This is a genomic window from Streptomyces sp. NPDC090445, from assembly GCF_044769385.1.
GTDB lineage: Bacteria > Actinomycetota > Actinomycetes > Streptomycetales > Streptomycetaceae > Streptomyces.
This window is the reverse complement of record NZ_JBIVXV010000042.1, coordinates 12216-30161: the sequence shown is the minus strand read 5'-3', so window position 1 is coordinate 30161 and position 17946 is coordinate 12216. Positions and strand designations below refer to the sequence as shown.

Sequence of the window (17946 nt, the reverse complement as noted above, 5' to 3'; positions counted from 1 at the left end):
GACGTGAACGACGCGTACGAAGGGACTGGCGGGACCGTCGCCGAGGCCGCTGCCACCGCGCCGCCGGATGCCGCTGCCGGCGCGCCGCCGGAGGCCGCTGCCACCGCCCCGTCCGAGACCGCTGTCGGCGCGCCGCCGCCCGTGGTCGTGGCCGGCACCACGGTCGACCACCTCACCGAGACCTACCAGGCCCACTACCGCTCGCTGCTGGGCCTGGCCGCGCTGCTCCTCGACGACACCGCCTCCTGCGAGGACGTCGTCCAGGAGGCGTTCATCCGCGTCCACTCGGCCCGCGACCGGGTCCGGGACCGCGACAAGACGCTGGCGTACCTGCGCCAGACGGTGGTCAACCTCTCCCGCTCCGCGCTGCGCCGCCGCATCCTCGGCCTGAAGCTGCTGTCGAAGCCGATGCCGGACATGGCGAGCGCCGAGGAGGGCGCGTACGACCAGCTGGAACGGGACGACCTCATCAAGGCGATGCGCGGACTGCAGCGGCGCCAGCGCGAGGTGCTGGTGCTGCGGTACTTCGCGGACATGACCGAGGCCCAGGTCGCCGAGACCCTCGGCGTCTCGCTCGGCTCGGTGAAGGCGTACGGATCGCGGGGCATTGCCGCGCTGCGGGTGGCGATGGAGGCTCAGCAGTCATGATGGACGACCACACGCGACCGGACGGGTCCGGCGACGAGCAGGAGCTGCGCACCCTGCTGCACGCTGCCGTCTCGGGCCTGGAGCCCTCCGCCGGCGCCCTGGACCGGCTGCGGTCCGCCGTCCCCGCCCGCCGGGCCCGCAAGCGCCGGGCCGCCGTCGGTGCCGCCGCGGCCGCGCTGCTGGCCGCCACCGCCCTGCCCGCCGCCCTGCACCTGGGCATCGCGGGCGGCGACGGCAGCGTCAGCGACCACTCCGCGATGGCCGGACACGGCGAGGAGGCCGCCACCGCAGCGGGCGCCGGCGGCCACGGCCACGACCACAGCGGGGCGGGTCACGCGCCCAAGCAGTCCAAGGACGCCGGCGCGGGCCCCGGAGGCCACGGCGGCACCGCCGCCGGCTCGGACCCCACCGCTGCCGGCTCCCCGTCCGGCGGCGGCACGGCCGCCCCGTCCGCCGGCGGCGGCACGGGCGGCGCGACCGGGACCCCCGGCGGCCCGATGCCGCCCGTGGCGTCCCCCGCCGCTCCCGGGTGCAGCGCGGACCAGCTCGGGGTGCAGGCCAGCGCCCGCGCCCCCGAGGCCGACGGGAAGGTGTACGGCAGCTTCACGGTCACCAACGTCTCGGCCCGCGGCTGCAGCGTCGCCGGCCCGGACACCGTGACCGCGGCCTCGGTGAGCTCCTCCGCGTCCGGCGGGTCCGGCGGGGTCACCGTCGTCGGCCACACCGCGGGCGACGCGGCGCCCGGACTGCCCGACCCGTCGGCGGAGGCGCCGTCGCTGGTGCTCCAGCCCTACGCGGCGTACGAGGTCCGCTTCGCCTGGGTGCCCTCGGGGATGTCCTGCCCGGCGGCCACCCCCGAACCGGCGGCCAAGCCCCCGGCGGGCGGTACGCCGCAGGGGCAGCTCCCGGCTGACGGCCCGGCCGCGGCGGAACCGGCGGCGGGCGGGGCTGCCGGCCCGGCCGCGGACACCACCGGCGTGGCGGTGTCCCACACCCCGGCCACGGCGGTGCCGGGCGCGCCGGCCCCGACCACCCGGGCGACGATCCCGGCGGCTTGCGGGGGCACGCTCTACCGGACGGGCGTCATTCCGGTCGACGCGGCGCAGAAGCCCTGACCGGCTCCTCCGACTCCGACCCCGGTGCCGACTCCGGCCCCGGCGCAGCGGACGCGGCCGCCGGGGCCTCCCCGTCGGCCACGCCGGCCCCCGCAGCCGCATCGGCCTCGGGCAGCAGCCCCGCCTCGGCGTCGCGCAGGGACTCCACCTCGCGGCGGTACAGCCGGAACCACATGAACAGCACGAACGCGGCGAAGACGAACCACTCGCCGGTGTAGCCCAGGTTCTGGAACGCCTTCAGGTCCAGCCCGGTGTTGCTCGGCGCCTTCGCGGGCACCGGCGTCAGCCCGTCCGCCGGGGTCTGCACCGTCAGCCAGGCGTCGTACAGCTCGTACGGCACCAGGTTGACCAGTGAGGCCGCCCCGATCACCCCGAGCTGCCCGGCCGGGAGCCCGCCCTGGGAGTGCACGCCCTTGCTGGTGGAGGTCTCCGAGGCCTGCAGGGCCCCCGTCACCTCGACCCGCCCGCCCGGCGCGGCCGGCGCCCGGCCGGGGTCCGCCGTGCCCGGCAGCCAGCCCCGCACCACGGGGACGGTCTTGCCGGAGTCGGTCTTCAGCAGGGTCAGGACGTAGAAGCCGGCCTTCCCGTCGAGCCGCCGCTCGGGGACCAGCAGCTGGTCGGCGTACTGCCCGGAGACGGTGGCGAGGCGGCCGGAGGTCTTCTTGTCCACCGGCAGCAGCGAGTCCAGCGGCGCGGCCGCCTCCTCGGCGGGGCGCGCCTCGGACGCCTCCCGGTGGGTGTCGACGCGGTCCTCGAACCGGCCGAGCTGCCAGGTCCCCATGAACAGGCAGACGGGAACGGCCAGCGCGACGAAGACGTTGATCCCCCACCAGCGCGGGGTCAGGAGAAACCGGTGCACCCCACCACCGTACGGGGGGTGCACCGCGATCACGGTGGCGGGGGTTCGCCGGGGTGCGCCGCCCCCGCCGCCCGTGACCCGGCGTCAGCGCGGCAGGTGCTTCAGCGCGAAGTCGATCTCCATCCTGACCTGCTTGATCCGCTCCTCCACCACCAGCGAGCCGTGCCCGGCGTCGTACCGGTACACCTCGTGCACCGCGCCGCGCGCCGCCAGCCGGTCCACGTAGTTGTCGATCTGCCGGATCGGGCAGCGCGGGTCGTTCACGCCCGCCGCGATGTGCACCGGCGCCCGCACCGCGTCCACGTACGTCAGCGGGGAGGACGCCGCGAAGCGCTCCGGGACTTCCTCCGGCGTGCCGCCGAACAGGGTGCGGTCCAGGGCCTTCAGCGCCTCCATCTCGTCGTGGTACGCGGTCACGTAGTCCGCGACCGGTACGGCGGCCAGCCCCACCGCCCAGGCCTCCGGCTGCATGCCCAGGCCCAGCAGCGTCAGGTACCCGCCCCACGAGCCGCCCGACAGCACCAGCCGGGCCGGGTCGGCCAGGCCCGAGGCCACCGCCCACTCGCGGACCGCGGTGATGTCCTCCAGCTCGATCAGCCCGACCCGGTGCTTGAGGGCGTCGGTCCACTCGCGGCCGTACCCCGTCGAGCCCCGGTAGTTGACCCGGACCACCGCGAAGCCGTGGTCCAGCCAGGCCGCCGGGGCGGCCGCGAAGGCGTCGCAGTCGTGCCAGGTCGGACCGCCGTGCACCTCGAACACGGTGGGGAAGGGGCCCTCGCCGTGGCCGACGGGCCGCTGCGCGAGCGCGTGGATCCGCCCGCCCGGGCCCTCCACCCACACGTCCTCCACCGGGACCGAGCCGGGCGGCCGGAAGCCCGGCGGATCCAGCACCACCCCGCCCGCCGTCGACCGGATCGCCGACGGCTCGGCCGCCGAGGACCACTGGTATTCGACCGTCCCGTCGGGCCGCGCCGTCGCACCCGAGACCGTGCCGGGCGGGGTCTCCACCCGGGTCAGCTCCTGCCCGGCCAGGTCGTAGCGCCACAGCTCGCTGCGCGCCTCGAAGCTGTGCTCGACGAGCAGCGCCGAGCCGTCCGGATACCACTCGGCGCTCACGTCGCCCGGCAGGTCCAGCAGCAGCTCCTGCTCGGCGCCGGTGGCCGTGTCCCACACCATCGGCTCCCAGCGGCCGCGCCGCTGGTGGCCGACGAGCAGCCGGGTGTCGCCGGCGACCGGGGCGAAGCCGAGGACCTCCAGGCCCAGCTCCAGGGTGCCGCCGCGGGAGTCGTCCAGCTCCGCGGCCGTGGTGCCGTCGAGGGTGACCACGCGCAGGGACGAGTGCATGGCGTCGCCGTGCTCGGTGTGCTCGATCGCGATCAGCGTGCCGTCCCGGGACAGGTCCCCGACCCCCGCCGACTCGCGGTGCCGGTAGACCTCCACCGGCTCCGCGCCGCCCGGCCGCACCACGTGGACGGTCGAGCCCTCCTCGTCGGTGGAGCGGCCCACGACCGCCGTCCCGTCCCGGCCGATGGCGAGACCGGCCGGGTACGAGGGCTGCAGGCCGGGGGTGGCCGGCTCGTCGGGGCCGCCCGCGAAGGGCTGGCGGACCCACGTGCCGAACTCGTCGCCGTCGGTGTCGGAGAACCACCAGATCCACTCCCCGTCGGGGGAGAGCGTTCCGTCGGTGGTGCCGTTGGGCCGCTCCGTGGCCTGCCGCTGGGTGCCGGTGGCGCGGTCCCAGGCGTACAGCTCGTAGGTTCCCGTCGCGTTGGAGACGAACAGCGAGCGGTGCGGGGCGTCCTCGGCCCAGTCGGGCAGTGCGACGCGCGGCGCCCGGAAGCGCTTCTCCCAGTCGGGCATGCCCGTGGCCGTGTTCTCAGTCATACCCCTATGTAACCCGATCGGGTGCGCTAGCCCGCCGGTCCGCCGGTCCGCCGGTCCGCCGGTCCGCCGGTCCGTCGGCCTGCCGGTCCGTCGGCCTGCCGGTCGGGCGGCCGCCGCTGCGGATGCCGCCCGCCCCGAACGGGGGGACAGTGGAGGACATACGCCTTGCGAAGCCGGAGGAGGACCCGTCATGGCCAAGAAGGAGCGTGCCGGTACGGCGCATGCCGCGGAGCGCGAGCACGAGCGGGCGAAGAACACGGCCGCCGAGGCCCGCGCCAAGTCCGCGGCCCGCGATGCACAGACCCTCTCGGCGAAGACGAGGGGCATGCACCAGAAGGCCCAGGCCAAGCGCGGCTGACCCGCCGGGCCCTACGCTGGCCCCATGCGGATGACCGTCCGGGGCGCCCGGCTGCTGCACGCCGACCGCCCCGGCGTGCTGCGCCCCGGCCTGTACGAGGTCCGGGTCGGCCCGGACGGCAGGATCGCCCGGATCTCCCCGGACGACGGCCGCGCGGATCCCCCGCCCCCGCCGCCCGCCGGCGTGCTCGTCGACGCCGACGGCGGGCTGCTCACCGCCCCCTTCGTCGAACCACACATCCACCTGGACACCGCCCTGACCGCCGGGGACCCGCGCCCCAACGCCTCCGGCACCCTCTGGGAGGGCATCGCCTGCTGGAGCGCCCGCAAACGCACCCTGACCCGCGAGGACGTCATCGCCCGCGCCACCGAGGTGCTGCGCTGGCAGGCCGCCCAGGGTGTGCTGCACGTGCGGACCCACTGCGACGTCACCGACCCGGAGCTCACCGCCCTGGACGCGCTGCTGGAGGTCCGCGACCGGGTCCGGGAGTTCATGACCCTCCAGATCACCGCCTTCCCCCAGGAGGGCATCCTCTCCTTCCCCCGCGGCGAGGCCCTGCTGCGCGAGGCGGTGGCCCGCGGCGCGGACGTCGTCGGGGCGATCCCGCACTTCGAGGACACCCGCGAGGACGGCGTCGCGTCCCTGGGAATCGCCTTCGCCGTCGCCGAGGAGCGCGGCCTGCGCGTCGACGCCCACTGCGACGAGATCGACGACGAGCAGTCCCGGTTCGTGGAGGTGCTGGCCGCACTCGCCCTGCGCTCGGGGCTGCGGGAGCGCGCGACCGCCTCGCACACGACGGCCATGGGCTCCTACGGCGGCGCGTACAGCTTCAAACTCCAGCGGCTGCTGGCCCGTTCCGGAATCAACCTGGTCGCCAACCCGTTCGCCAACCTCAACCTGCAGGGCCGCTTCGACGCCTACCCCAAGCGGCGCGGCGTCACCCAGGTCAAGGAGATGCTGGCCGCCGGCGTCAACGTGGCCTTCGGGCACGACGACGTCATGGACCCGTGGAACGCGCTCGGCACCGCCAACCCGCTCCAGACCGCCCTCGTCGGCCTGTACGCCGCCCAGCTGACCGGCGCGGACGAGATCCCGGTGGCGTACTCGATGGTGACGGACCGCGCCGCCCGCGTCCTGGGGCTGACCCCCTCCGAGTACGGCATCGCCGAGGGCGCCGCCGGATCCTTCGTCGTGCTGCCCGCGCCCACCCCGCAGGAGGCGGTCCGCCGCCAGGTCCGGCCCCGGTACGTCGTGGCGCACGGCAGGGTCGTCGCCGAGACCCCGCCCGCGCCGACCCTGCTGACCTGGCCGGGCGAGCCCCCGGCGGAGGTCGACTTCGGCCGTCCCTCCGGTGAATCCCCCTGACCCCGTGACCATGTGACACCGTGTCGGGCCCGGCGCCGGCCGGGCCCGCCGGTACCCTCTCGCCCATGTCGTGGGACGAGGACGGAACACCGCATCCCCTCGCACTGCGCCGCAGCGGCCGCAGCGAACAGGAACCGGACCGGCTGCCGGAGGTCCGGGAACTGGAGGCGCTCGGCTGGGAGCCCGCCCCCGGGGAAGCGGCCTGGGTGTTCCTGCCGTACGTCTGGCCCCCGCACGCCCGCACCTGGATCCCCGACCGGTCCACCCACTGGGCCGTGGACACCGTCCTCGACGGGCACGGGCACGTCACCGACGTGCACGCCGTCCCGCTGGCGGACCCGGACCTCCACGTCCTCGACCGCGAGACCGACGAGGCCGTCGCCGCCCTCGGGCTGCCGCCCCGACCGCCCGGACGGCTGTGGCTGCTGCGCCCGGTCGGCCCCTTCGCCACCGTCGGGGCGGTCCTGGAACACCTCCGGACGGCGGCCGGAGGGCGCCGGGTGGCCGTCGCCGCCTCGGCGGCCTTCATGGAGCTGGTCCGGGCCGAACTGGCGGCCCTGGCGGCGGAGGAGTAGGCAAGGAGCGGCGGGGCTCCGGGGCGTAGGCTCGCCGCCATGCGCATACGCCTGCACCAGATCGTCGTGGACTGCCGGGAGCCGGGGACGCTGGTGCGGTTCTGGGCGCGGCTGCTGGAGGCCGAGCCGGTCGACCGGGCCCGCGGCTGGTCGCACCTGGAGCTGCCCGGCGTGGCGCGGCTGGCGTTCCAGCCGGTGCCCGAGGGCAAGGCGGTGAAGAACCGGCTGCACCTCGACCTCGCGGTCGACGACGTCACGGCCGCCGCGGCGCGGGCCGTGGAGCTGGGCGCCACCGCGGTCGGCGGCCCCGTCACCGACGACCAGGGCTCCTTCCAGGCGATGCGCGACCCGGAGGGCAACGAGTTCTGCTTCGTCACGGGCTGACCGCCGACCGCCGACCGCCTTCTCCCGGGCTCCGGTGAGGGCAGCGAGGGCAGTGAGGGCGGTGAGGGCTATCCCAGCGCCCGGTAGTGCGTGACGAGCCGCCGGTCGCCGCCGAGGACGTGGAACGCCAGCGCCGGGGCGGACTCGAAGTCCACGACGGGGCGGCCCTCCAGAGGCAGCGGAACGGTGGAGGCCACCCCGGGCGCCACGAGCAGCGGCAGCCCCGCGAAGGTGGTGGCCGCGGCGGCGTGCGCGTGCCCGCACAGCAGGGCGACGACGTGCGGGTGGCGGCCCAGCACCCCGGCGAGGCGGTCCTCGCCGAACTGCCGGACCCGGTCCACGTGCGGGGTGTGCAGGTCGGCCGGCGGGTGGTGGAAGCAGACGAACACCGGCAGGGTGCCGTCCTCGGCGGCCAGCGCGTCGTCGAGCCGGCGCAGGGTGGCGTCGCTCAGCACGCCCTCGTCCTTGCCCGGGATCGTCGAGTCGCACAGCACGAACACGGCCCCGGGCGTGCGGACGACCCGGTTCACCTCGTCGTCCTCCGGCTCGCCGTCGAGCAGCCCGGCCCGGAACGGCCCGCGCCGGTCGTGGTTGCCGGGCAGGACCAGGACCGGCCAGGGCAGGTCGAGCAGCTCGCGCGCCTGCGCGTACTCCTCGTCCGTGCCGTGGTCGGCGATGTCGCCGGAGACCAGCACGGCGTCCACCGGGCCGGGTAGCTCCCGCAGGTAGCCCATCACCTTCCGGGCGCGCTCGGTGGCGCGCTCCCCGAGGTCCAGGTGCAGGTCGCTGACGTGGGCGATGACGGTCACGTCTCTTCCTTCCGCGCGTCGTTCGCCGCCGCGGCCCGGAAGCGGGCCCGGACCTCGGCGCTGGTGCACCCGACGCTACCCGCGCCGGACTTCACCGGGCCCGCTCAGAGCAGATCGCCGGGAACGGCGGCGTACGCGTCCCGCAGCGCATCGATCACCGGATGAGAACCGGAACCGGAGCCGGAAGCGAACAGCTCCACCCCGTCCACGGCGCGGACGGCCCGCACCCCCATCGCCGCGTTGGTGGCGAAGGCGGCCTCGAACCCCGCGACATCCGCCAGCCGCACCCCCCGACTGCCGTACGGGTGGGCCTGCTTCAGCAGCTGCATGGTCACCCCGTCGAGGCACTCGGCGTCCGGCCAGACCACCCGCCCGCCGTCGACGAACCCGATGTTCCAGGTGGCCCCCTCGGACACGGCCTGCCCGACGTCGACGAACAGCGCGTCGTCGAAGCCGTCCAGCTGCGCCTGCCGCCGGTGGTGCAGCCCGGCGAAGAGCCCGACGCTCTTGACGCCCGGCACGTCGCGCACGTACGGCGTCGACCGCACCCGCAGCGGCGGCAGCTCCGCTCCGCCCGCCGGCCGGACGGTCACCAGCACCTGCGGATCACCGGCCGCGACGGGACGCCCGAGGTCGAGCCCCGGATCGAACACCGTCACCCGGACCGTGACCGCCCCCCGGCCCGGCGCCATCCGCCGCGCCAGCCCGCGCACCCGCTCCCCGTCGAGCTCGGCCCCGAACAGCATCCGGCAGTCCCGCCGCAGCCGCTCCAGGTGCAGCGCGAGCCCCTTCACCCGCCCGTCTTCGACCCGCATGGTCGTGAAGTGCCCGTAGTTGGCCAGCGCCAGCGCCTGCAACTCCCGGACCCCGACCGCCACCCCGTTCAGCTCTCCCATGCCCCCACGATGCCACCCGCCCCGCACCGTCCTGAACCCGCGGCCTTCTCGGGTACCGCCGGCGCGATGCCGAGGATCCGGGCGGACCGGCTACAGCCCGCCGAGCGCCGCCGCGGCGGCGCCGACCTCCTCCTCGGTGTAGCCCGTCCGGAACCTCAGCTCGTCCGCGCCCAGCGCGTCGACCGTCACGTGGATCAGGGCCTGCCAGCGCCGTGCGACCTGCGGAGGGATCTCCACTCCGCCGACGGGAAGGGATTTCCTGATGTCGCGCGCCAGCCCCAGGATTTCGGCGGGCTGCTGCGGCGGAATTCCGGCCGTGGCCCATCGTTCTTCGGGAACGCCGTGGACTTCCTTCGTCACCTGGAAGATGATCCTGAACTGTTCAGCGGTCAGGGGCACGCCGGGCATGCGGTCACTCCAGTTTTGCCTTCGATCCCGGGCGCGGGCTCATGAATGGTCCGCGATGTTCTGGGACATCGGGTCGACTTGCGGACGAGGGGACAGCCCTGCAGCGCCTGCCGCGAGGGTCCGCCTACGATCCGTTGCCGTGCGGATACGCCTTCGGGCCGCGGGGAGGGAGCGAGGACGTCCGGGCTGGAGCGGATCCCGGCTCGCCGAAACAAGCCGGACGAGCTGGCCAAGATGCAGGAAGGGCCTGACCCGCGATGCGGATCAGGCCCTTGACCTGGTCTTACGAAGTCGGGGTGGCGGGATTTGAACCCACGACCTCTTCGTCCCGAACGAAGCGCGCTGCCAAGCTGCGCTACACCCCGATCGCCGCCGTTTTCTGGGCTCTCACCCTGGCGACATCGATTACTTTAGCGGACCCTCGCCCGGAGACGAAATCCGGTTCTCGTGGGCGGGCCCGCGGGCCCGCTAGGCCTTCGGGGCGAGGGTCAGGAGCGTGGCCTCCGGGGGGCAGGCGAAGCGGACCGGGGTGTAGCGGTTGGTGCCGCAGCCTGCGGAAACGTGCAGGTAGGCGCGCCGGTCGCCGGTCTCGTGGGTGGAGAGGCCCTTGACCCGGTCGGTGTCCAGGTCGCAGTTGGTGACGAGGGCCCCGTAGAAGGGGATGCACAGCTGCCCGCCGTGCGTGTGCCCCGCCAGGATCAGCGGGTAGCCGTCCGCCGTGAAGGACTCCAGGCTGCGCAGGTACGGGGCGTGCACCACGGCGATCGAGAAGTCGGCGTCGGCTTCGGGGCCGCCGGCGACCCGCTCGTAGCGGTCGCGCTTGATGTGCGGGTCGTCGAGGCCGGTGAAGGCCAGCTCCAGCCCGTCGAGCTTGAGCCGGGCCCGCGTGTTGGTGAGGTTCAGCCAGCCTGCCGCGTCGAAGGCGTCCCGCATGCCCTCCCACGGGTTGTGCACGGCGCCGACGACCGGCTTGTTGCCGTTCAGCCCGTGCCGGCCCTGGACCTTTTCGAGCAGGTAGCGCCCGGGGTTGCGCAGCCGCGGCCCGTAGTAGTCGTTCGAGCCGAACACGTACACGCCCGGGAACGACATCAGCGGGCCGAGCGCGTCGAGCAGCTCCGGCACGCCCTCCGTGTCGGAGAGGTTGTCGCCGGTGTTCACGACGAAGTCCGGGCGCAGGCCGGCCAGGGACTGCAGCCAGGCGCGCTTCTTGCGCTGGCCGCTGACCATGTGGATGTCCGACACCTGGAGTACGCGCAGGGGGCGCATCCCGGCGGGCAGAACCGGAATCGTGATCCGGCGCAAGCGGAACGACCGCGCCTCGAATCCGGCGGCATAGGCCACTCCAGCGGCCCCCACCGCCGCGATTCCGGCGGTGACCTTCAGGGGTACTCCGTAACGCGCGCGCATGGGGTCATCGTCTCAGACGCGGAAAACCGGAAGGCGCCGCCGCCCCCGTACCTGGCAGACTCATGGGCATGACCACGCTCAAGGCCAAGCTGCAGGAAGACCTCACCACCGCGATCAAGGAGCGCAACGAGCTCCACTCCTCCACGCTGCGACTGACCCTCGCCGCGATCACCAAGGAGGAGGTCGCGGGCAAGGAGGCGCGCGTCCTCTCCGATGAGGAGGTCCTCACGGTGATCGCCAAGGAGGCGAAGAAGCGCCGCGAGGCCGCGGAGGCGTTCGCCCAGGGCGGCCGCGCCGAGCAGGCCGAGCGGGAGACGGCGGAGGGCGAGTTCCTCGACACCTACCTGCCGAAGCAGCTGACCGACGACGAGCTCGCCGCGATCGTCGCGCAGGCCGTCGAGGAGGCGCGGGCCGCGGGTGCCGAGGGGCCGCGGGCCATGGGCGCCGTCATGAAGATCGTGAAGCCGAAGGTGACCGGGCTCGCGGACGGCGGCCGTGTCGCCGCCGCCGTCAAGAAGCACCTTCAGTAAGCACCTTCAGTAAGCAGTAAGCAGGACCGTAGCCAGGAAAAGCCGAGAAAGGGGTGGGGCCCGGTGCCGAACGGCACCGGGCCCCACCCCTTTCTCGTTTTTCCGCTACTGCCCGTCGCGGCCGCCGATCACGCCCGGTTCCAGGGTGATCCCGGGGATCGGGTTGGTCGGCGTGGTGCCCCCGCCCGTCGCAGCGCCGGTCGCAGCGCCCGTCGTTGCGCCGGTGGTGGTGCCGCCCGTGGTCGTGGCGCCGGGCTTGCCGTCGCCACCCGGCTTGCCGGGCTTGCCCGGCTTGTTGGGCTTCACCGGGTTGGTCGTCGGCGGGGTGGGCTTGCCGGTGCCGCCGGGGTTCCCGGTGTCGGGGAGGCCGACCGTGACGAAGCTCGGGGCCTCGCGGCCGGCGAGGGCCCCGCTGACGGCCTGCTTCCAGATCGGGCCGGGGAGCCCGCCGCCGTACACCTTGTCGTAGTACTGGCCGCCGATGGTGATGTTCTCCATCGACACCTGCTTGGAGCCGCCGGAGCCGACCCAGGTCGCGCCGGACATGTTCGGGGTGTAGCCGACGAACCAGGCGTTGTAGCGGCTGTCGGTGGTGCCGGTCTTGCCCGCGTTCTGCCGGTCGGTCAGGCCCGCCGCCGTACCCGTGCCGGAGTCGACGACGCCGAGCAGCAGGCTGTTGATGGTGTCGGCGGTCCGCTCCGACATCACCCGCTCGCACTTGGACTTCGGCACGGACAGCGCCTTGCCGTGGGCGTCGGTGATGGACTCGATGGAGACGGGGGTGCAGTACGTGCCGCGGTTGGCGAAGGTCGCGTACGCGTTGGCCATGGTCAGCGGGGACATGCCCTCGGTGCCGAGCGCGATGGCCGGGACCTCGGGCAGCTTGGTGCCGTCGGCCGGGATCACGCCGAGCTTGGTGGTCATCTCGGTGACCGGGCACACGCCGGTCTCCGTGATCATCTCCACGAAGTAGGTGTTGACCGACTTGGCCATCGCCTGGTTCATGCCGTACGGGCCGACCTCGGACGCCTGCTCGTTCTCCAGGCGCTCGTGGGCGGTGTTGACCCAGGGCTTGTCGCCGCAGGTCCGCACCGGGCTCGGGTACTCCATCTGGTACGGCGAGGGGTACACCCGGCCGGGGGAGATGCCCTCCTCCAGGGCCGCGGCCGCGACGAACGGCTTGAAGGTCGAGCCGGTCGGGAAGCCGAAGCTGGATCCGCCCATCCGCTTGTCGACGGAGAAGTTGATCTGCGTCTCGTTCTTGCTGAAGCCGTACGGCTTCGACTGCCCCATGGCGACGACGCGGCCGGTGCCGGGCTGTACCAGGGTGACGGCCGTGGCGACCTTGTCGTCCTGGCTGACGTGGTCCTTGATCGACTCGTTGACCGAGTCCTGCGACTGCGGGTCCAGCGTCGTACGGACGGTCAGGCCGCCCCGGTTCCACAGCTTGGCCCGCTCTTCGCGGGTCTTGCCGAACACCGGGTCGGTCAGGAACGTGTTGCGCACGTAGTCGCAGAAGAAGCCCGCGCCCTTGACGGCCGTGATGCAGCCGTTCTTGGGCCGGGTCACCTTCAGCTGGACCGGCTTCTTCTTCGCCTCGTCCGCCTCGGCCTGCGAGATGTCCTTGACGTCGGCCATCCGCTGGAGGACGACGTTGCGGCGCTTCATCGCCTCCTGGCTGTCGTTGACCGGGTCGTACCGGCTGGGCGACTGCACGAGGCCGGCGAGCAGGGCCGACTCGTCCAGGGTGAGGTCCTTGGCCGGCTTGCTGAAGTAGCGCTGGGACGCGGACTCGATGCCGTACGCCTGCTGGCCGAAGTACGTGATGTTGAGGTAGTTCTCGAGGATCTTCTTCTTCCCGAGCTCCTCCTCGACCTGGATCGAGAACTTCAGCTCGCGGATCTTGCGCCCGAGACTCTTCTCCTGCGCCTCGCGCACCTTCGTCTCGTCGTCGCCGGCCTCCTCGACGAAGACGTTCTTCACGTACTGCTGGGTGAGCGTCGAGGCGCCCTGGGCGGCGCCGCCCTCCTGCGCGTTGCGGTTCACCGCGCGCAGGATGCCCTTGAGGTCGACGGCGCCGTGCTCGTAGAAGCGCGAGTCCTCGATCGCGACGATCGCCTTCTGCATGTACGGCGAGATGGCGGTGAGCGGGACCACCTGCCGGTCACGCGAGTACACCGTGGCGATCGGACCGCCCTCGGCGTCCAGGATCGTGGTGCGCTGACTGAGCGGCGGGGTCTTGAGGTTGGCGGGGATCTCGTCGAATCCCTCTACTGTGCCCTTGGCTGCCAGCCCGAGGGCTCCGGCGCCCGGGATGGCGATGCCTGCCAGAACGACTCCGGCGAGAACGGACAGCCCGAGGAACTTGGCGGCCTGCTGCGGCCCCGTGAGCCCGGCGCCCGAGCGCTTCTTTCCCATGGAGGGAAGCCTAATCCGTCGTGAGTGGCGTTCCGTGGGAGCGGGGGCTTCTCGGAGCGTTCGAGTACCAGACCGTGACATCCGAAGGTAGCCGGGCGGGCCGGATCCCGTGCCGGCCGGCAGGTCGGCTCGTGGCGCAAACGAGTGGCATCGGCGCCGCCGCGGCCGCGCCGTGTTCGGAGGCCCGTCCCTCGACTTGACGGCATGGCAGCGCGGGAGGCCTACGTTCTCATTCGCCGGACACACACGAATGCCTTGGCCTAAGCTGTCCTCAACTGTCACAGCAGTGCGGTGCGACATCAACCCCTCGGCTTGATTTTCACCCTTCCCGAATGGGGTGGACTCATGTCCGAATATCGCCGCTCATGCTGACGACTGCTCGTCCGAAGTCCGCCGATTCATCCGAGTCGCCGGAATGGCCCGGCATGTCGTTCGATCACTCCGTCGGGTGATCTGCCGCTTACCCATAGTCCGTTCGGGCCATTCAAGATTGGGCCCGTCGGGGGTGTTGCGCCGTCCCCGCCTTCCGTAACGTCCTCAACTGGCAGCGGTGAATATGCCGCTACCGCCGTGGGGGAGCCTCGATTCGGGAGAGGACGGCGCCGGGATGGGCTGGGTAACCGACTGGAGTGCGCAGGCAGCCTGCCGCACTACCGATCCGGATGAACTGTTCGTTCAAGGAGCGGCACAGAACAGGGCCAAGGCGGTGTGCACCGGGTGTCCGGTGCGGACCGAGTGCCTGGCCGACGCGCTCGACAACCGTGTCGAGTTCGGAGTGTGGGGCGGAATGACCGAGCGGGAGCGTCGGGCGTTGCTGCGCCGGCGTCCCACCGTCACCTCGTGGCGGCGGCTGCTCGAAACCGCCCGCATGGAGTATGAACGCAGCACGGGCATCCTCACCGTGGATGTCGATGCGGAGATGGACGTCCCGTACGAGACGTACGCGGCGGCCGGGTAGATCCCCTGCCGTCCCGCGTACACCCGTCGCCGTACGGTCGCCTACGCTCCGGCCGGAACCCCTGACGGAACCCCGGCCGCGAGCCGTTCTCCGATGGCCCGCAGCCCGGCGAGGTCGTGCACATCGCCGGGCAGGGCGGTCACCTCGGTCACCGCCACCTCGGGGTGACGTGACGTGAATCGGTCACGCGTGCGCTGTTCGCGCGCGATCACCTGCATGCGCTCGGCGTGCAGGCGGAGCAGTCCTGCCGCGATCTCGTCCGCTTCCGCGTCCGAGCCCGCATCCAAACCCCCGGCCGCGCCCGCGGTCGTGCCCCCGGCCGCGCCCGCGGTCGTGCCCGCGCCGGCGTCCGAGCCCGCATCCGGGCCCGGCTCCGCGTGCACCCCTTCTGCGGCCGAGTCACGAAGTCCAGCTTTCCCGGCCTCCTGATCCACAATGCCGCCCCGCTCAAGATTGTCCGCGGCGGCCAGGGCCCGCTCGGCGGACAGCCCGTCGGCGCCGCTGCCGTGCACCCGGTTCAGGACGAGCCCGGCCAGCGGCATCCGCTCCGCGGCCAGCCGCTCCACGAAGTACGCGGCCTCGCGCAGCGCGTCCGGCTCGGGGGCCGCCACCACCAGGAAGGCCGTTCCCGGAGCCTGGAGCAGCCGGAACGTCGCGTCCGCGCGGGTGCGGAAACCGCCGAACATCGTGTCCATCGCCGCCACGAACGTCTGCACGTCCTTCAGCAGCGAAGCCCCCATCAGTTTGCTGAGGGTGCCCGTCATCAGCGACATGCCGACGTTGAGGAACTTCATCCCCGCCCGGCCGCCGACCTTCGCCGGAGCCATCAGCACCCGGATGAACTTCCCGTCCAGGAACGACCCGAGCCGCTTCGGCGCGTCGAGGAAGTCCAGCGCGGACCGGCTCGGCGGGGTGTCGACCACGATCAGGTCCCAGTCGTCCCGGGCCCGCAGCTGCCCCAGCTTCTCCATCGCCATGTACTCCTGCGTGCCCGCGAAGCCGGCCGACAGGGACTGGTAGAAGGGGTTGGCCAGGATCGCCCCGGCCCGCTCCCGGTCCGCGTGCGCCTCGACGATCTCGTCGAAGGTCCGCTTCATGTCCAGCATCATGGCGTGCAGTTCACCGCCGTCGCCGGCCACGCCGGAGACCCGGCGCGGGGTGTTGTCGAGGGAGTCGATCCCCATCGACTGGGCCAGCCGGCGCGCCGGGTCGATGGTCAGCACGACCACCTTCCGGCCCCGCTCCGCCGCCCGCAGGCCCAAGGCCGCGGCGGTCGTGGTCTTGCCGACCCCGCCCGCGCCGCAGCACACGATGATCCGGGTGTCGCGGTCGTCCAGCAGCCGGTCCACGGACAGTTCCGGCGACGACGACGCGCCCACGGCCTCACTCATTCCTCGCCCGCCTGTTTCCGCAGCTCCGAGGCCAGCTCGTACAGCCCGGCCAGATCCATCCCCGCGCCGAGCAGCGGGAGTTCGTACGTCGGCACCGTCAGCTCCCGCAGCACGGACCGCTGCGCGCGCTCCAGCTCCACCCGGCTCGCGTGCTCGGCGGCCTGCGCGAGCAGCGGCTCCACCAGCCGCTCCGCCTGCCCGCCGCGCCGGGCGCCGCCCAGGCCGGCCCGGGACAGCGCCCGGGCCACGCCGGCGCGGTGCTCGTTGCCCGCGGCCCGCAGCGCCTCCTCGTCGAGATGGTGCGGCCGGACCATGTTCACCACGACCCGCCCCACCGGAAGCCCGGCCTCCACCAGCTCGGCGATCCCGTCGGCGGTCTCCTGGACGGGCATCTCCTCCAGCAGCGTCACCAAGTGCACCGCCGTCTCCGGGGACTTGAGCACGTTCATCACGGCCTGCGCCTGGTTGTGGATCGGCCCGAACCGGGCCAGCCCCGCCACCTCGTCGTTCACGTTCAGGAAGCGGGTGATCCGGCCCGTCGGCGGCGCGTCCATGACCACGTGGTCGTACACGTACCGGCCGGCCTTGTCCTTGCGGCGCACCGCCTCGCACGCCTTGCCCGTCAGCAGCACGTCCCGCAGCCCGGGCGCGATCGTCGTCGCGAAGTCGATGGCCCCCAGCTTCTTCAGCGCACGGCCCGCCGATCCGAGTTTGTAGAACATCTGGAGGTAGTCCAGCAGCGCCCGCTCCGCGTCGATGGCGAGCGCGAACACCTCCCCGCCGCCCGGGGCGACGGCGATCCGGCGCTCCTCGTACGGGAGCTCCTCCGTCCCGAAGAGCTGTGCGATCCCCTGCCTGCCCTCGACCTCCACCAGAAGCGTCCGCCTGCCCTCGCGTGCGAGGGCGAGCGCGAGTGCCGCGGCAACCGTGGTCTTTCCGGTTCCGCCCTTGCCGCTGACCACCTGGAGCCTGCTCACAGCCCTTGAGCCTAACCACTCGGCCCTCGCGCCGCGCAGGACCCTCTCCCCCCGGCCGGAGCAGGGGCCCGGCCGGGGCGGTCGCGCCGTGGTCCCGCCGTGCTCCCGCCGTGGTCCCGCCGCGGTCCTGCCGCGGTCCTGCCGCGGTCCTGCCGCGGTCCCGCCGCGCCGCCGCCGTGCTCCGGCCGGGCGTTTTCCCGGCGCGACAGGCGATACGCTCGCCCCCATGACCAAGAAGTTCGAATACGCGACGGTCCCGCTGCTGGTCCACGCCACCAAGCAGATCCTGGACACCTGGGGCGAGGACGGCTGGGAGCTCGTCCAGGTCGTGCCCGGCCCGAACAACCCCGAGCAGCTCGTGGCCTACCTCAAGCGGGAGAAGGCATGAGCGGCGCCGTCGAAGCGAAGCTGGCCGAGCTCGGCCTGACCCTCCCCGAGGTCGCCGCGCCGCTGGCCGCGTACCAGCCGGCCGTCCGCTCGGGCAACTACGTGTTCACCGCGGGCCAGCTCCCGATGGTCAAGGGCAGCCTGCCGGTCACCGGCAAGGTCGGCGCCGAGGTCTCGCCCGAGCAGGCCAAGGAGCTCGCCGGGATCTGCGCGCTGAACGCCCTGGCCGCCGTGAAGTCCGTCGTGGGCGACCTCGACCGGATCGCCCGCGTCGTGAAGGTCGTCGGCTTCGTCGCCTCGGCCCCCGACTTCGCGGGCCAGCCCGCCGTCCTCAACGGCGCGAGCGAGCTCCTCGGCGAGGTGCTCGGCGAGAAGGGCGTCCATGCCCGCAGCGCGGTCGGCGTGGCGGTGCTCCCGCTCGACGCCCCGGTCGAGGTCGAGTTCCAGGTCGAGCTGCTGCCCGAGGCCTGACCGGCCCCGGACGCACCCCGGACGCACCCCGGGCTCTCCGAGGGGTCCCCGGGGCCCTGCCGGGCCCGCACGCCGACGGCGCGCGGGCCCGCCCACGGCAGGCAGC

At 73.3% G+C, this 17946-nt stretch carries 19 protein-coding genes and 1 tRNA gene; 10 read left to right on the top strand and 10 right to left on the bottom strand.

The genetic code is table 11. The features are described from left to right. Positions 1-3: 3 nt before the first annotated feature. Both ACIQUT_RS37590 and ACIQUT_RS37585 read left to right on the top strand, forming a co-directional pair. The gene (locus tag ACIQUT_RS37590; protein ID WP_403569921.1) at positions 4-648 is read left to right on the top strand and encodes a SigE family RNA polymerase sigma factor; all 645 of its coding nucleotides are present in this window, start codon (positions 4-6) and stop codon (positions 646-648) included. Next, the gene (locus tag ACIQUT_RS37585; RefSeq protein WP_403569890.1) at positions 645-1763 is read left to right on the top strand and encodes a hypothetical protein; all 1119 of its coding nucleotides are present in this window, start codon (positions 645-647) and stop codon (positions 1761-1763) included. The genes ACIQUT_RS37590 and ACIQUT_RS37585 overlap by 4 nt, the downstream gene beginning before the upstream one ends. Here the strand turns inward: ACIQUT_RS37585 and ACIQUT_RS37580 are convergent. Together ACIQUT_RS37580 and ACIQUT_RS37575 are read right to left on the bottom strand one after the other, a co-directional pair. After that, the gene (locus ACIQUT_RS37580) at positions 1732-2622 is read right to left on the bottom strand and encodes an SURF1 family protein (RefSeq protein ID WP_403569888.1); all 891 of its coding nucleotides are present in this window, start codon (positions 2620-2622) and stop codon (positions 1732-1734) included. The two genes, ACIQUT_RS37585 and ACIQUT_RS37580, sit on opposite strands and share 32 nt — an antisense overlap. A gap of 84 nt (positions 2623-2706) precedes the next feature. Next, entirely contained in the window at positions 2707-4506 is a 1800-nt protein-coding gene (locus tag ACIQUT_RS37575; RefSeq protein WP_403569887.1) for a prolyl oligopeptidase family serine peptidase, read from the bottom strand. A gap of 190 nt (positions 4507-4696) precedes the next feature. Here ACIQUT_RS37575 and ACIQUT_RS37570 point away from each other — a divergent pair, with 190 nt between their 5' ends. From ACIQUT_RS37570 to ACIQUT_RS37555, 4 genes are all read left to right on the top strand, one after another. Continuing rightward, complete coding sequence (locus ACIQUT_RS37570; RefSeq protein WP_403569885.1) at positions 4697-4864, top strand: hypothetical protein; 168 nt, start codon at positions 4697-4699, stop codon at positions 4862-4864. A 24-nt stretch (positions 4865-4888) separates the two neighbouring features. Beyond that, on the top strand, positions 4889-6229 hold the full coding sequence (gene codA / locus ACIQUT_RS37565) for a cytosine deaminase (RefSeq protein WP_403569883.1): 1341 nt from the start codon (positions 4889-4891) through the stop codon (positions 6227-6229). Positions 6230-6294: 65 nt separating this feature from the next. Continuing rightward, complete coding sequence (locus ACIQUT_RS37560; protein ID WP_403569881.1) at positions 6295-6804, top strand: DUF5956 family protein; 510 nt, start codon at positions 6295-6297, stop codon at positions 6802-6804. Positions 6805-6843: 39 nt separating this feature from the next. Further along, positions 6844-7188 (top strand): VOC family protein, encoded by a 345-nt coding sequence (locus ACIQUT_RS37555; protein ID WP_403569879.1) that lies wholly within the window; start codon positions 6844-6846, stop codon positions 7186-7188. A 68-nt stretch (positions 7189-7256) separates the two neighbouring features. Here the strand turns inward: ACIQUT_RS37555 and ACIQUT_RS37550 are convergent, their stop codons facing one another. The 5 genes from ACIQUT_RS37550 to ACIQUT_RS37530 form a co-directional block, all read right to left on the bottom strand. Further along, the gene (locus ACIQUT_RS37550) at positions 7257-7997 is read right to left on the bottom strand and encodes a metallophosphoesterase (protein WP_403569877.1); all 741 of its coding nucleotides are present in this window, start codon (positions 7995-7997) and stop codon (positions 7257-7259) included. 104 nt (positions 7998-8101) lie between these two features. Further along, positions 8102-8893 (bottom strand): aminotransferase class IV family protein, encoded by a 792-nt coding sequence (locus ACIQUT_RS37545; RefSeq protein ID WP_403569875.1) that lies wholly within the window; start codon positions 8891-8893, stop codon positions 8102-8104. A gap of 90 nt (positions 8894-8983) precedes the next feature. Beyond that, positions 8984-9301, bottom strand: coding sequence for a hypothetical protein (locus tag ACIQUT_RS37540; RefSeq protein ID WP_403569873.1), 318 nt, complete (start codon positions 9299-9301; stop codon positions 8984-8986). Positions 9302-9592: 291 nt separating this feature from the next. Next, positions 9593-9666 (bottom strand) — tRNA-Pro (locus ACIQUT_RS37535). Positions 9667-9769: 103 nt separating this feature from the next. Further along, the gene (locus ACIQUT_RS37530; RefSeq protein ID WP_403569871.1) at positions 9770-10708 is read right to left on the bottom strand and encodes a metallophosphoesterase; all 939 of its coding nucleotides are present in this window, start codon (positions 10706-10708) and stop codon (positions 9770-9772) included. Between the two features lie 68 nt (positions 10709-10776). Between ACIQUT_RS37530 and ACIQUT_RS37525 the strand changes: the two genes are divergently transcribed. Continuing rightward, positions 10777-11238 carry a GatB/YqeY domain-containing protein gene (locus ACIQUT_RS37525; RefSeq protein ID WP_403569869.1) on the top strand — a complete coding sequence of 154 codons (462 nt, stop codon included), beginning with the start codon at positions 10777-10779 and terminating at the stop codon, positions 11236-11238. A gap of 105 nt (positions 11239-11343) precedes the next feature. On the opposite strand, the gene ACIQUT_RS37520 is transcribed toward ACIQUT_RS37525, so the two are convergent. Then, on the bottom strand, positions 11344-13656 hold the full coding sequence (locus ACIQUT_RS37520; RefSeq protein ID WP_403569867.1) for a transglycosylase domain-containing protein: 2313 nt from the start codon (positions 13654-13656) through the stop codon (positions 11344-11346). Positions 13657-14263: 607 nt separating this feature from the next. On the opposite strand from ACIQUT_RS37520, the gene ACIQUT_RS37515 reads away from it, so the two are divergent. Then, positions 14264-14614: a WhiB family transcriptional regulator gene (locus ACIQUT_RS37515; RefSeq protein ID WP_179174215.1), complete on the top strand. Its 351-nt coding sequence runs from the start codon at positions 14264-14266 to the stop codon at positions 14612-14614. Positions 14615-14655: 41 nt separating this feature from the next. Here ACIQUT_RS37515 and ACIQUT_RS37510 read toward each other — a convergent pair whose 3' ends face one another. Together ACIQUT_RS37510 and ACIQUT_RS37505 are read right to left on the bottom strand one after the other, a co-directional pair. After that, positions 14656-16005, bottom strand: coding sequence for an ArsA family ATPase (locus ACIQUT_RS37510; protein ID WP_403569865.1), 1350 nt, complete (start codon positions 16003-16005; stop codon positions 14656-14658). Then, a complete protein-coding gene (locus tag ACIQUT_RS37505) occupies positions 16002-16982 on the bottom strand; it encodes an ArsA family ATPase (protein WP_403569863.1) in 981 nt (326 codons plus the stop codon). The genes ACIQUT_RS37510 and ACIQUT_RS37505 overlap by 4 nt, the downstream gene beginning before the upstream one ends. Positions 16983-17208: 226 nt before the next feature. On the opposite strand from ACIQUT_RS37505, the gene ACIQUT_RS37500 reads away from it, so the two are divergent. Beyond that, complete coding sequence (locus tag ACIQUT_RS37500; protein WP_007264966.1) at positions 17209-17370, top strand: DUF4177 domain-containing protein; 162 nt, start codon at positions 17209-17211, stop codon at positions 17368-17370. Next, positions 17367-17840: a RidA family protein gene (locus tag ACIQUT_RS37495; protein ID WP_403569862.1), complete on the top strand. Its 474-nt coding sequence runs from the start codon at positions 17367-17369 to the stop codon at positions 17838-17840. Before ACIQUT_RS37500 ends, ACIQUT_RS37495 begins: the two co-directional genes overlap by 4 nt. Positions 17841-17946 lie beyond the last annotated feature (106 nt).